Here is a 13,090-nt window from a genome sequence, read left to right as displayed (position 1 = left end):
ATCAGTGGGAGGTGCGGACGGTGGCCACCGTTGTCGGAACAAGCTGGTCCAGACCAATCGCGTTGTCAAGACCTCTGGCAACAAGCGCTGTTCGGGCGGAACCCGGGCGCGCCGCGCGGCTCGAACCCCGAGCCCAAAGAAATGGGGACAGCTTGGCGGATTGTGTGTTCACCACCCCGGGGGACGTGGATAGGGTGCAGAGGCGGCAGCACCCTGCGGTGATGCCGTGAACGCGGTAAGTGATCCACGGCCCCCGTGAGCCCGGAGGCCGGAGGGGACGGGGGGTCCGACGTGGCGACAGCGATCGCGGTCACCAGCGCCGACCTGGTGCTGCCGCCGACCGACCCCGGAACCCCGCACGCCGCCGTCCTGCCGGCTCCCGGGACGCAGTCGCTCGACGCGTCCGTCGCCGACATGCAGCAGCTCCTCGCCCGGTACGGGCACGTGGTCGTCGTCTGCCCCACCTCCGCCCCTGCCGCCGTCGAGAACCGGCTGCACGCCGTCCGCGCCCTGCTCGAAAGCGACCGGATCGCCCTGGTCCGCACCGACCTGCCGCCCCTCGGCGCCGCCGTACTCGTCCGGCAGCTGCGGCAGTTGGCGGGCTGCGACTTCAGCCCCGGCGTCCTCGCCTCCGCCGCCCGGCTGCTCGCCCACTACATCTACGCGGGCGCCGTCCTCGGCTCCGTCTCCCGGCTCGACCGCGTCCCCGTCAGCCTCGGCTCCCACCTCAAGAGCTGGCTGCCCGGCGCCCACTTCGCCGTACTCGCGGGACCGACCCCGCAGATCACGCGCGTCGGCAACGGCGAGACGCCCCTCGCGGGCCCCGAGTTCACCACCGAACTCCTCCTCGCCCGCGGCCAGCTCCAGACCGACTGGCCCACCACCACCCTCGTGCCCCGCTGGCGGATCCAGGGCGCCACTCAGGAGACCCCGCTGCCCGAGACCTCACCCGGCTGGTGGGGCACCGGAAAACTCGTCGAGTTCGCCGCGTACCTCCCCGACCTCCCCGTCCTCTACCAACTCGTCTCCTCCGTACGGCGCGAGACCTGCCACTGGTGCACGATGGACCTCATCGGCGACCGCTGCGGCTTCTGCGGGTCCCCGCTGAGCGCGGGGGCGGCGCCGCCGGAACCGGGCGCGCGCGGCATCGGGTCGGGCTCGGGTCTCGGGTCCGGCTCGGGTGTCGGGTCCGGCTCGGGTAGTGGCTCCGGCTCCGGTATCGGCTCCGGCTCCGGCTCCGGCGGGCACACCGGCACGCGCGCCCTCGGGCCCGGCGCGCACACCGGCGCCCGCGCCCTCGGCTCCGGCGGGCACACCGGACCTCCCTCCGTCCGCGCCCTGCCGTGAAGCGCCCCTCGCCCCGCCCGCCCCGCCCGCCCGGACCCACGTCTCCGACCGAGGAAGTACGGCCATGAACTCCCGCCAGCGCCGCGGCGTCATCCTGCTGCTGCTGTCCGTCCTGTGCGCCCTCGGGGCCTTCGCCGGTGTCCTCGCCGTCATCAGCGACGTGAACTCCAAGGTCGGCCCGGAGACCACCGCGTACCGGATCAAGAAGGACGTGGCCCCCTACGCACCGCTGACCGCGAGCTCCTTCGAGAAGATCACCATGCCGAAGCGCTGGCTCTCGGAGACCGCCGTCACCGACCTCCGCCAGATCCAGGGCAGGATCGCCGTCACGAGACTCAAGGCCGGCTCGCTCCTCCAGACCGACATGATCGTCGAGCAGCCCGAACTCCAGCCGGGACAGCAGGAGATCGCGATCATGGTCGACGCGGCGACCGGCGTCGCCGGAAAGATCAACGCCGGCGCCACCGTCAACATCTACGCCACCTTCGCCGGCGAGAACAAGGGCGACGCCTCCCAGTCGCGGATGATCGTCGCCGGCGCCCGCGTCCTCTCCGTCGGCAAGCTCACCCCCATCCGCGACAGCTCCGACAACTCCAGCCGCACCTCCCAGGCCGTCCCGATCAGCTTCGCGCTCTCCACCCTCGACACCCAGCGCGTCGCGTACGCCGAGTCCTTCGCCGAGCACGTACGCCTCGCCCTCGTCGCCCCCACCACCGGCGGCGCCCCGGCCGACCAGAGCGACCGCACCTACACGCTCGAAAAGGACAAGTGAGGCCGGTATGACCACCAGGATCCTGCCGGCCGTCGGCGACCCCGACGCGGCCCGGTCCGTCACCACCCTGATCGGCCAGCTCCCCGACGCCGAACCCGCCCCGCCGGTCACCGACTCCACCCAGCTCGTCGACACCCTCGCCCGCCTCGCCGCCGCCTCCCTCGACGAACTCCCCGAGGTCGTCCTCGTCCACGAGCGGATCGGGCCCGTCCCCGCGCTCGAACTCGTCCGCGAGGTCGCCCTCCGCTTCCCCGCCGTCGGCGTCGTCCTCATCACCGCCGACGCCAGCCCCGTCCTCTTCTCCGCCGCCATGGACTCCGGCGCCCGAGGACTCGTCACCCTCCCCCTCGGTTACGAGGAGCTCGCCAGCCGCGTCCAGGCCGCCGCCCAGTGGTCCGTCGGCGTCCGCCGCCACCTCGGCGGGGCCGCCGAGCAGGTCACAGGCCCCGGCGGCACCGTCGTCACCGTGAGTGGCGCCAAGGGCGGAGTCGGCACCACCGTCACCGCCGTCCACCTCGCCCTCGCGGCCCGCGCCTCCGGCCGCACCGTCGCCCTCGTCGACATGGACCTCCAGAGCGGCGACATCGCCTCCTACCTCGACGTCCAGTTCCGGCGCTCCGTCGCCGACCTCGCCTCCATCAACGACATCTCGCCGCGTGTCCTCCAGGACGCCCTGTACGTCCACGAGACCGGCCTCTCGCTGCTCCTCGCCCCGGCGGAGGGCGAACGCGGCGAAGAGGTCACCGACCGCGCCACCCGCCAGATCGTCAGTGCCCTGCGCGGCCGGCACGAGGTCGTCGTCGTCGACTGCGGCTCCCAGCTCAACAGCGCCAACGCCGCCGCCATCGAGATGGCCGACACCGCCCTGCTCGTCGCCACCCCCGACGTCGTCGCCGTCCGGGCCGCCAAACGGACCGTACGCATGTGGGACCGGCTCCAGGTCCGCAAGGCCGAGGAGACGGTCACCGTGGTCAACCGCCACCACCGCTCCGCCGAGATCCAGCCACCCCTCGTCCAGAAGATCACCGGCACCCGGATCGCGGGTGTCGCCGTCCCCGCCCACTTCAAGGAACTCCAGGCCGTCGTCGACGCGGGCCGGCTGCACGAACTCGACGCCAAGTCGACCGTCAAGCAGGCGCTGTGGGCCCTCGCGGGCGAGCTGGGCCTGGTCGGAGCCCCCGCCGCCGCGACCCACGGCAAGCCCGGCAAGCAGCTCGCGCGGGCGGGCGACCGGGGCTCGCTGGGGCTGCGGCGCCGCGCCGGAGGACGCTGAGCGATGCGTACGCACCGGGACGTGAGCAGGGACGACAGGGGACAGGTGGCCATCGAGTTCCTGGGCATGGTGCCGTTGATCCTGCTCACCTTCGCACTGCTCTGGCAGGTCGTCCTGGTCGGCTACACCTACACGCTCGCGGGGAACGCGGCGGACGAGGCGGCGCGGGCGTGCGCCGTCGGCGACGACGGTGAAGCTGCTGCCCGCCGCCACATCGACGGCGCCTGGAGCGTCTCCGGCGGAGGTTGCGGCGACACGAGCGGCGGCATGGTCCACGTCCGGATCTCCGTGGACGTGCCGGTCCTCGTCCCGGGCGTGGGAGGTCTCTTCCCCGTCGTGAGCGAGGCAGGGGCCGTGGACGAGAGGGACCTCACGCCATGAGCAGAGACCTGCGCAGGAATCGGCGCGACCGTGGCCAGGTCGCCATCGAGTACCTCGGCTTCCTGCCGATCCTCCTGCTCGTCGGCCTCGCCGGGCTCCAGCTCGGCATCGCCGCGTACGCCGCGCAGCAGGCGGGCACGGCGGCCCGTGCGGCCGCGCGGGCGGCGAGCACTGATGCGGAGGACGGTCCCGATGCACAGACGGCCGGTGCCGCCGCCGTGAGTGGCTGGATCGACCCTTCCGTCTCGGTCGACTCCACGGGCGGCGGCGAGGTCACCGTCACCGTGATCGTGACGATCCCGTCCGTCGTCCCCTTCGTGGAGAACTTCGGCGACGTGCGGAAGACCGCCACCATGCGCCTGCCCGAGGAGGACGAGTGAGAAGGGACGACGAAGCATGAGCCTGCGCAGCCGCATCAACGCCCCCGAGGAGCGCGGCGGCACCGCCGCCGCCCGGGAGGACGGGCACCTCGTCGCCTCCTTCCGCGCCAAGCTCCTGGAGGAGATCGACCTCACCGAGATGTCCGCGCTCGCGGCCGCCGAGCGCCGGGCCCGCCTCGAACGCGTCCTCGGGCACATCATCAGCCGTGAGGGCCCGGTCCTCTCCACGGCCGAGCGGGCCCAGCTGATCCGCCGCGTCGTCGACGAGGCCCTCGGGCTCGGCGTACTCGAACCGCTCCTCGAAGACGCCTCCATCACCGAGATCATGGTCAACGGCCCCGACCAGATCTTCATCGAGCGCAACGGCCGCGTCGAGCTCCTCCCGCTCCGCTTCGCCTCCCACGACCAGCTGATGCAGACCATCGAGCGGATCGTGTCCACGGTCAACCGGCGTGTCGACGAGTCGAACCCGATGGTCGACGCCCGGCTCCCCTCCGGCGAGCGCGTCAACGTCATCATCCCGCCGCTCTCGCTCACCGGGGCCACCCTCACCATCCGCCGTTTCCCCCGCGCGTACACGCTCCACGAGATGCTCGGCCTGGGGTCCCTCGACGAGCAGATGCTGCTCCTCCTGTCGGGACTGGTTCAGGCCAAGTTCAACCTGATCGTCTCGGGCGCAACCGGCACCGGGAAGACCACCCTCCTCAACGCCCTCTCCGGTCTCGTCCCGGACGGCGAACGGATCATCACCATCGAGGACTCGGCGGAACTCCAGCTCCAGCAGTCCCACGTGATCCGCCTGGAGGCCCGCCCGCCGAACATCGAGGGTCGCGGAGCCATCTCCATCCGCGACCTCGTCCGCAACTCGCTCCGCATGCGCCCCGACCGGATCATCGTCGGAGAGGTACGCGGCGGCGAGACCCTCGACATGCTCCAGGCCATGTCGACGGGCCACGACGGCTCCCTCGCCACCGTCCACGCCAACTCGGCGGAGGACGCCTTGATGCGGCTCCAGACCTTGGCGTCGATGTCGGAGGTCAAGGTGCCGTTCGAGGCGCTCCGGGACCAGATCAACAGCGCGGTCGACGTCCTCGTCCAGCTCACCCGGCACCCCGACGGCACCCGCCGCATCACCGAGATCTCCGTCCTCGCCTCCCACGGGCGCGAACGCTTCCTGCTCGCCACGGTCTGCCGCTTCCACGCCCAGCCGGTCGCCGCCGACGGACGGGTGTACGGGCAGTTCACATACCACCCGCTGCCGAGGCGGGTCGCGGAGCGGCTCTACCTGGCGGGCCAGCCCATCCCGCAGGCCTTCGGGGTGGCCGCGACCGACGCCCACCTGGCCACCCGAGAGGCGGAATGACGATGACCGGCGTCCATCTCGCCACCCGAGAGGCGGAGCGATGACCGACCCCTTCTGGCTGACCACGGGCGCGACCCTGCTCGCCTGCGTCCTGGGCATCGTCGGCGTCCAGGTGTACGCGAACGGGGCCCGCCGGCACGCGGAACTCGTCGCCCGACTCGACGAGTCCGCCGCGCCCGACGCCGCCGGCCGCCGCAGACGGCGCTTCCGGGGCATCGACCGGCGGGTCCGGCGGACGGCCCTCGGCCGGAAACTGGAGCTGCGGATCGCGGCCACCGGCCTCGACGTCACCCCGGGCGAGTTCACGGTGGCCCTGGCGGCGACGGTGGCCGTCCTGTGGATCGTGGGCCAGGCCGCGCTGTCGCCGTTCTTCGGCCCGATCTGCGGACTGCTCGGCATCTGGGTCGCCCTGGGCTACCTCAGCTGGCAGCGCCAGAAGCGCATCGAGAAGTTCATCAACCAGCTCCCCGAACTCTCCCGCATCCTGGCCAACGCCACCCAGGCCGGGCTCGCCCTCCGGATGGCCCTCAGCCTGGCCGCCGACGAGCTGGAGGCCCCCGCCGGGGTCGAACTGGAGAAGGTGGCCCAGCAACTGGCCGTCGGCACCTCCCTCGACGACGCCCTCGGGGAACTGGCCGAACGGCTCCCCTCCCGCGAACTCGTCGTCCTCGTCACCACCCTCGTCCTCGCCAACCGGGCCGGCGGCACCGTCGTCTCCTCCCTGCGGAACCTCACCGAGACCCTGGAGGAACGCAAGGAGACCCGGCGCGAGGTCCGCACCCAGCTCTCCCAGGTGAGCATGACCGCGTACTCCGTGCCCGTCATCGGCGTCGGTTCGCTGCTGCTCATCGACAACATGCAGCCCGGCGCCCTCGACCGGATGACCGGCTCGGGCATCGGACAGTTCGCCGTCGTCGCCGCGTTCGCGCTGTACGTGGTGGGCTTCATCGCCATCCGCCGCTTCTCCAAGATCGACGTGTAGGGACGGGACAGCCGCCGTGGACCTCCTCCTCGCCCTCCTCGCCGGGCTCGCCGTGGCCGGGGCCGCGTACGGCGTCCGCCTCTACCGCGCGGACGCCAAGATCCCCGACGACCTCAAACTCGCCCTGGAGGTCGGCGCGACCCGTACCGGAGCCGTCGACTCGGCGGTCGACCGCCTGGGCATGCGCTGGTCGCCCGCGGTGCTCCGCCTGATGGGCCCGAAGAGGGTCAACGCGGTCCGCCGACGCATCGACCTGGCGGGAAACCCTGGCGGCCTCACCATCGACCGGTACGGGGCGAGACGGGCGGTCTACGGCTTCCTGGGCGTACTGGGCGGCCTGCTGATGCTGTCGCGGGGGTCGTTCCTGGTCGCACTCCTCCTGTTCGCCTTCGGCGCGTTCTGGACGGAGGTCGGGATCTGGTCGGCGGTCCGCATCCGCAAGGACCAGATCGAACGCACGCTGCCGGACTTCCTTGACGTCCTCGCCGTCGTCGTCTCGGCGGGGCTCGGCTTCCGCCAGGCCCTCGAACGGGTCGCGGAGAAGTACGAGGGCCCCTGGTCCGACGAACTCCGCATCACGCTCCGCCAGATGGACATGGGCGTGAGCCGCCGCCAGGCCTTCGACGAACTGCGCCGCCGCAACGACTCGGAACAGGTCGCCCAGTTCGTGACGGCGCTCCAGCAGGGCGAGGAGCTGGGCGCCCCGATCGTGGACACCCTCATCCAGATCGCCAACGACATGCGCCGCACGGACGCCCAGAACGCCCGCCGCAAGGCCGCGAAGGCCGTCCCGAAGGCCACGATGGTGATCACGACGCTGATGGTCCCGGCGACGATGATCCTGCTGGGCGCGGGCCTGTTCCTGGGCACGGGCACGGACTTCGGGTCGGTGACGGGGGAGTGAGCGCGGATGCGCGGTGACATATTCGGGGGAAAGGCCTTCGCGCGCGCAACAGGATGTGCCAGAGTGCGGACGGAGTGTGAGGGAGGTGGAGTGATGGACGCGAGGGTGACGTGCCGCGCCATCCGTCAAACCACCCCCGGCGCAACGGCCGAGGCCATAGCCTCCTGGCAGGGCACCGGGCCCACCCGATGACCCAAGCGCAGGCGTCTGTACGCGGAGGGGACGACGATGAACGACGCGATGCTGAAGGCCTTGACCAGGGCCAGGCTCGAACTGACCACCTGGACACGACCGGGGCACCGGGACCGGGACCGGGGGCAGACGGCGGTCGAGTATCTGGGGATCATTGTGGTGGTGGTGGCGATCGTGGTGGCGATCACGGGTACGGATATCGGCAGCTCGATCAAGAACGCCATTACCCAGAAGATCACCGAACTCACTGGCGGGGGCGGCGAGTAGTCGCAGGCCGTCTGCGGACAGATGAGGGACAGGCCTTTCCTGTCTACATCGCGGTCGTGGCTGGTCTGCTCTTCCTTGCCTTCGCCTACTTCGCCGTAGGGCAAGCTGCTTCTACGCGAAACAGTGCCCAGACTGCCGCCGACGCGGCGGCCCTCGCGGCGGCGCAAGACGCTAGGGAGCAATTGCGCGAGGGATGGCTCGGGGTGATCCTCGACCCAGACCAGTGGGGCGGATTCCTTAAGGGTGACACGTACGTCGACGCCTCTGCGTGTGACAGCGCGGCGGACTTCGCGTCCCGCAACGGGGCTGAGCTGGCCGAGCCTGGTTGTGAGCCACTGTCCTCGGAGGAGAACGGGTTCAGAGTGACTGTGCTTACGACGGGCGGCGAGGCGAATCCTGCCACGGCTTCCGCCGGGGCGGTGATCGAGCCGCGCTGCATGTTCGAGAAGCCGGAACCCCCTCCGGAGCCCCCGACTGCGCCTCCGTCCCCGCCACCGTCGGGTGAGCCTGAGGAAGAGGAACCCGGTCCGATCCTCGGGCTCACCTGCGGCGGTGAGCCGTGGGACATCGATCCCGAGGATCCCCATCTTCCCGGCGCCACCGATTTGTTCACCGTTCGACTGTCCGAATGACCTTCGACGAGCAAAGGAAGAGCGGTACATGAGCGTGCGGTACGCATGGAATCGCCGGGGAGCGGTAGCCCTCGTCGCCGTTGCGTCGGTGGCACTCTTGGTGGCTGGCTGCGGTGCGGAGGAGAAGCCGAAGGCGGACAAGTCGGCTACGACGACGGCTGTTCCTTCAAAGGGCGAGGCCACACAGGACTCACAGCCGGTCGAGGAGCCTTTGGAGACGCTGGCGGTTCTGAAGGGACAGAAGGGCTTGGAGCTTGCTCTCAACTCTGCGGAACGTGATCCAGGAGGCTTCCTGACTGTTAAGGGCCGATTGAAGAACACTTCAGACTCAGCCATCGCCCTTCCTTCGCAGATGCGGGGGGACGAAACCGAGGTTGTGAAGCACGGCAACTCGATGGGCGGAGCCACCCTCGTCGATTCCGTCGGCAAGAAGCGTTACTACGTCCTGCGAGACACCGACGGCCGACCGCTGACCACCTCGGCGCTCGACAGCCTCGGCCCCGGCAAGTCCACCGCCGTCTTCATGCAATTCCCCGCACCCCCCGCCTCCACAACCGAGGTCTCCTTCCAGCTCCCCACCTTCGAACCCGCCACCCTCAAACTCTCCTGAGGCGACGCCATGACGACGACCTACCGCCGCCTCGCCGCCCTTGTCATCGCCTCCGTCGCGCTGGGGCCCCTCGCCGTGCCCATGGCCTACGCCGACGATCCGCCCGGCTCCGCCGGCAGCGCGGCCCCGCCGCCCGCCATCGATGCCAACTCGCCCGGGCTCATGCTTCCCGACGGTGCCACCCTCGCCGCCGCCAAGGTCCTCGACATCAAGCAGATCGTCGAGGAGGAGGGCGGGCAGCAGCGGCGGCAGGACACCAACGTGGACGTGACGTTCGCGCTGCAGGCCGAGGTGCTCTTCCCGAAGAACAGCGCCAAGCTCGGGCCCGCCGCCCACGCCCGCATCGCCGCCATCGCCGCCGAGATCAACAACCTCGGGTCCGGACGCGTCCGGGTCTTCGGGTTCACCGACAACCTCGGGACGTACGAGCACGGGCTCAAGCTGTCGAAGCAGCGGGCCGTCGCCGTGCAGCAGGTGCTCGCGCGGAGTCTCGACCCGGGGACGAGCTTCGACATCCGCGGGTACAGCGAGGACTACCCGATCGCCGACAACGGAACCGAGGAGGGCCGGAAGAAGAACCGCCGCGTCGAGATCTCCTTCCCCCGTACCTCTTCCTCCTCCGGCTCCTCCTCCGTTCCCTAGGGCGACAGCGACGCCAGTGCCGTCCGGATCGTGGCCGTCATGCGGTCCGGGCGGTGGAACACCTCCCCCGCCGTGAACCGCAGCACCCGCCGCACCTCCGGGCAGGACTGCAGCGCGTTGAAGCGGGCCACGTCCCGTTCGTGGGCGCGGCGGGTGCCGTGGAAGGCGTAGCCCTCGACCTCGACCGCCAGGCCCTCCGCCCGGAAGAGGAAGTCGGGGCGGAGCCGGAGCCGGCCGTCCGCCGTGCGCAGTGGTGGCTGTGACTCCGGGAACAGTCCGACGTCCCGTATCCGCAGCCTCGCCACCGTCTCCGCGGGGGAGCCCGACGCCGCCTCCGCCAGCCGCAGCCAGGTCCGGGCGCGGGCCGCTCCCCGCCGGGGCGCGGCGAGTTCGGCGCCGAGTTGCTCGTACCGGACGAGCGGCTCCCGTCGTACTCCTCCGACCCACCGCCGCGCGAGCGCCGAGTCCGCCGCCACGACCGCTTCCTCGCGGCTGCCGCAGCCCCGTATGAGGTCTCCGACCGTCCTCGCCGGCGTCGTCGTCCGCAGGCCGCGGCGGGTCGTGCGGTCATGGTCCGTCAGATATCTCGTCGCGTGGACCCGTATGAGGTCGCGGTGGGACGAACGGGTCGGTCGGAGCGCGGTGAACTCCAGTAGGTCGACCCACCGGGCCGCTCCGAGCCGTTCGATGCGGTGCAGCCCCGCCGCCGTCCCGTGGCTGCACACCAGCTCCGGGCGCAGGAGTTGGAGCGCCGTGGCCCGCACCCTCCAGTCCACCTCCTTCCCCGGGGCCGCCCACGCGCCCCGGCAGATCCGCTGCCACCCGTCGCGGCGCAGGCGGGCGGCCAGGCCTCCCGGCGGACAACCCGCCGCGACCGCCCAGACCGTCAGGAGGACCCCGCCCCTCGCGAGGATCGCCAACTCGTACATACGCCCAACGATCCACGGAAGAGGGATACTTCGCACCCCCTGTGGAAAACCTCCCGAAAGCCGTCGTCAGGAATGTGCAAAGGCGGGGGACAGGTACCGCGGGCAGGAGCATTCTGGACAGATGGCGACGATTCCCAGCGAGACGCCGAGCCCGACCGCCGGCCCGCCCCCAAGTCCCACGCCCAGCGTGCAGTTGGTCAGTGATCTCGTCTGCCGGATCCCCGAGTTCCGGGACGTGTACGAGAACCACGTCCTCCACCAAGGCGGTGTGCAGCCGCACGTGTTCTTCTGGGACGTCGTCCAGAACACCGTCCGTTCCTTCCTCGGCGAGGCCCCGGTCGAGGCCCCGGTCGAGGCACCGGGCGAGGCCCCCGCCCCCGCCGCCGACTGGCGGCGCACCCTCGCCTTCCTGGAGGAGCAGAGCTGTCGCGGTGTCCTCGGCATCGACGAAGTCATCGTGACGTCCTTCCTCGGCGACCTTCCCTCCCCGCAGGAGCCCGGACACGCCATCGTCCATCAGCTCGGTCCCGTCATGGCCGCGCGGTTCGTCCGCATAAGGCCCCTCGGCTGACCCTGCCGACCACCTCGGGATAATCGGGCACATGTTCGTGCCCAGTCCCACCCGTTCCACCATTCCCACACGTCTCACCCGCCCCACCCCTCCCAGCCGCCCCGCCCGGCCGAGCCTCCCCGCACGGCCCACCCACCCCACCCTCCTCGCCCTCGGCGGATACGCCGCCACCCGCCTCATCGGCCTCGCCGTCCTCGCGATCGCCGCCGCCGCGACCGGCGAGGACGGGCTGCACCGGCTCAAGGGGCGCTGGGACTCCGTCTGGTACGTGCGGATCGCCGAACACGGCTACGGGTACGAGATCACGGTGCCGAACGGCGACGTCCACTCCGACCTGGCCTTCTTCCCGCTCCTCCCGGCCCTGGAGCGCGGCCTCTCCACCGTCCTCCCCATGGACGCGGCCACCGCAGGACTCCTCGTCTCCTGGACCGCCGGGCTCGTCGCCGCCTGGGGCATCCACCGATGCGGGGCGCAGGTCTTCGGGACCCGCGCCGGTGTCGTGCTCGCCGTCCTCTGGGGTGTGTACCCGACGGCGTTCGTCCAGTCGATGGCGTACACGGAGACGCTGTTCACCGCCCTCGCCGCCTGGTCGCTGTACGCGGTCCTGCGCGGGCGCTGGATCCTGGCCGGCGCCCTCTGCGTGGCCGCCGGGCTCACCCGGCCGACGGCCGCCGCGCTGATCGCCGCCCTCGGGATCACGGCGCTCGCCATGCTCGTACGGGACCGGCGGCTGCCCCTGCGGACCGTGGTCGGGGTCCTGATCGCCCCACTCGGCTGGCTCGGCTACATCGTCCACGTCGGTGTCCGTGAGGGCAGCCCCACCGCCTACTTCGACGTCCAGGCCGCCTGGGGCAACTCCATAGACGGCGGTGTCGCCCTCGCCCAGTTCATCGTCGGGCTGCCGTGGCCCGCCGCCCTCGGTCTGTGCGCGGCCCTCGCGCTGCTCGGCTTGCTCGTCGCGCTGTGCATACGGCAGCGACAGCCGTTGCCGCTGCTCGCCTACACGATCGGTGTCGTCTTCGTCTCGCTCGTCGGCGCCGCGTACTTCGGCTCCCGGCCGCGTCTGATGATGCCCGCCTTCGGGCTGCTCCTCCCGCCCGCCGTGGCCCTGGCGAGGGCCAGGACCCGTACCGCCGTTCCCGTCCTCGCCGGGCTCGCGCTGGCCTCCGGCGCGTACGGGGCCTTCACCCTGCTCGGTTCGGGCCCGCCGTGAGGTGTACGGAGACCCGCGTCCCCGGCCGCAGCCCCCAAGCCGCCATCGCTCCCGCCTCCGCCTCCAGGACGTGCCGGCCGCGCGGCCGGACCATGCCGAGGCGCCCCGGCCGCATCGTGACCACGGACAGGACCCTGAACGAGCGGTCGAGGTAGGCCACGTCGATCGCGAAGCGCATGCCGAAGGTGTGCACGCTGTTCGTCGGGGTGATCAGCAACGCCCCCTTGATCCCGTCCCGGCCGAGCAATCCCCGCCGCCTCGCCCGGTACGAGGCCGCGACCTCCAGCGGCACCGTCGTGGACGCGGCCGTCAGCGTCCCCCGCCCGTCCGCCCATCTCCCGGAGCTCCATCTCCCCGAGCTCCATCCCCCCGTGCGCCATCTCCCCGTGCTCCATTTCCCCATGCGCCAGACCGTAGCGGCCCGCCGACCCTAGGGTCTGGTCCGTGTACGTCACGTTGATCGCCCTCGCCGCCCTCTGGGGCGCTGCCGTCGGCCTGCTCGTGCCGCGCGCCGCGTACCGGCTCGCCGTGGCGTCCGAGCGGAACTCACACGTGCTGGAGGCGGTCTATGCCGGAGATCTCGGGATCCCGCAGCTGTGCCGGGCGGATCTCGATGTCGCCGATGACCAGAT

Annotated in this window: 16 protein-coding genes and 1 pseudogene; 15 read left to right on the top strand and 2 right to left on the bottom strand. The window is 71.4% G+C overall.

What is annotated here, in order from left to right:
- Positions 1–291 precede the first annotated feature (291 nt).
- From ABT034_RS27140 to ABT034_RS27085, 12 genes are all read left to right on the top strand, one after another.
- Positions 292–1,347: a hypothetical protein gene (locus ABT034_RS27140; RefSeq protein WP_351219657.1), complete on the top strand. Its 1,056-nt coding sequence runs from the start codon at positions 292–294 to the stop codon at positions 1,345–1,347.
- Between the two features lie 64 nt (positions 1,348–1,411).
- Entirely contained in the window at positions 1,412–2,119 is a 708-nt protein-coding gene (gene cpaB, locus ABT034_RS27135; RefSeq protein ID WP_351219655.1) for a Flp pilus assembly protein CpaB, read from the top strand.
- Positions 2,120–2,126: 7 nt separating this feature from the next.
- Entirely contained in the window at positions 2,127–3,392 is a 1,266-nt protein-coding gene (locus ABT034_RS27130; RefSeq protein ID WP_351219653.1) for a CpaE/TadZ family protein, read from the top strand.
- 21 nt (positions 3,393–3,413) lie between these two features.
- Positions 3,414–3,773, top strand: coding sequence for a TadE/TadG family type IV pilus assembly protein (locus ABT034_RS27125; RefSeq protein ID WP_351219651.1), 360 nt, complete (start codon positions 3,414–3,416; stop codon positions 3,771–3,773).
- Positions 3,770–4,153 (top strand): TadE/TadG family type IV pilus assembly protein, encoded by a 384-nt coding sequence (locus ABT034_RS27120; protein ID WP_351219649.1) that lies wholly within the window; start codon positions 3,770–3,772, stop codon positions 4,151–4,153. The genes ABT034_RS27125 and ABT034_RS27120 overlap by 4 nt, the downstream gene beginning before the upstream one ends.
- Positions 4,154–4,169: 16 nt before the next feature.
- Positions 4,170–5,516, top strand: coding sequence for a TadA family conjugal transfer-associated ATPase (locus ABT034_RS27115; RefSeq protein WP_351219647.1), 1,347 nt, complete (start codon positions 4,170–4,172; stop codon positions 5,514–5,516).
- 40 nt (positions 5,517–5,556) lie between these two features.
- Positions 5,557–6,498 carry a type II secretion system F family protein gene (locus ABT034_RS27110; protein WP_351219645.1) on the top strand — a complete coding sequence of 314 codons (942 nt, stop codon included), beginning with the start codon at positions 5,557–5,559 and terminating at the stop codon, positions 6,496–6,498.
- A gap of 16 nt (positions 6,499–6,514) precedes the next feature.
- Entirely contained in the window at positions 6,515–7,402 is an 888-nt protein-coding gene (locus tag ABT034_RS27105; RefSeq protein WP_351219643.1) for a DUF5936 domain-containing protein, read from the top strand.
- Between the two features lie 228 nt (positions 7,403–7,630).
- Complete coding sequence (locus tag ABT034_RS27100; protein ID WP_351219641.1) at positions 7,631–7,861, top strand: Flp family type IVb pilin; 231 nt, start codon at positions 7,631–7,633, stop codon at positions 7,859–7,861.
- Between the two features lie 56 nt (positions 7,862–7,917).
- Positions 7,918–8,493, top strand: a complete 576-nt coding sequence (locus tag ABT034_RS27095; RefSeq protein WP_502973063.1) for a pilus assembly protein TadG-related protein — start codon at positions 7,918–7,920, stop codon at positions 8,491–8,493.
- Between the two features lie 28 nt (positions 8,494–8,521).
- Positions 8,522–9,103: a hypothetical protein gene (locus ABT034_RS27090; RefSeq protein ID WP_351219639.1), complete on the top strand. Its 582-nt coding sequence runs from the start codon at positions 8,522–8,524 to the stop codon at positions 9,101–9,103.
- A 9-nt stretch (positions 9,104–9,112) separates the two neighbouring features.
- Complete coding sequence (locus tag ABT034_RS27085) at positions 9,113–9,745, top strand: OmpA family protein (protein WP_351219637.1); 633 nt, start codon at positions 9,113–9,115, stop codon at positions 9,743–9,745.
- Here the strand turns inward: ABT034_RS27085 and ABT034_RS27080 are convergent.
- Positions 9,742–10,674, bottom strand: a complete 933-nt coding sequence (locus ABT034_RS27080) for a hypothetical protein (protein ID WP_351219635.1) — start codon at positions 10,672–10,674, stop codon at positions 9,742–9,744. The genes ABT034_RS27085 and ABT034_RS27080 overlap by 4 nt on opposite strands.
- A 121-nt stretch (positions 10,675–10,795) precedes the next feature.
- Between ABT034_RS27080 and ABT034_RS27075 the strand changes: the two genes are divergently transcribed.
- Both ABT034_RS27075 and ABT034_RS27070 read left to right on the top strand, forming a co-directional pair.
- A complete protein-coding gene (locus tag ABT034_RS27075) occupies positions 10,796–11,245 on the top strand; it encodes a hypothetical protein (RefSeq protein WP_351219633.1) in 450 nt (149 codons plus the stop codon).
- Between the two features lie 31 nt (positions 11,246–11,276).
- Positions 11,277–12,458 carry a mannosyltransferase family protein gene (locus ABT034_RS27070; protein WP_351219631.1) on the top strand — a complete coding sequence of 394 codons (1,182 nt, stop codon included), beginning with the start codon at positions 11,277–11,279 and terminating at the stop codon, positions 12,456–12,458.
- Here ABT034_RS27070 and ABT034_RS27065 read toward each other — a convergent pair.
- Positions 12,430–12,771, bottom strand: a complete 342-nt coding sequence (locus ABT034_RS27065) for a DUF192 domain-containing protein (RefSeq protein ID WP_351219737.1) — start codon at positions 12,769–12,771, stop codon at positions 12,430–12,432. The two genes, ABT034_RS27070 and ABT034_RS27065, sit on opposite strands and share 29 nt — an antisense overlap.
- 131 nt (positions 12,772–12,902) lie before the next feature.
- Between ABT034_RS27065 and ABT034_RS27060 the strand changes: the two are divergent.
- Positions 12,903–13,090 (top strand): annotated as a pseudogene (locus tag ABT034_RS27060) (hypothetical protein); the annotation flags it as partial.

The sequence above is a fragment of the Streptomyces sp. NPDC002773 genome (assembly GCF_040295605.1).
Classification (GTDB): domain Bacteria; phylum Actinomycetota; class Actinomycetes; order Streptomycetales; family Streptomycetaceae; genus Streptomyces.
The sequence above is the reverse complement of the archived record's forward strand: the minus strand, read 5'-3'. Positions and strand labels throughout refer to the sequence as shown.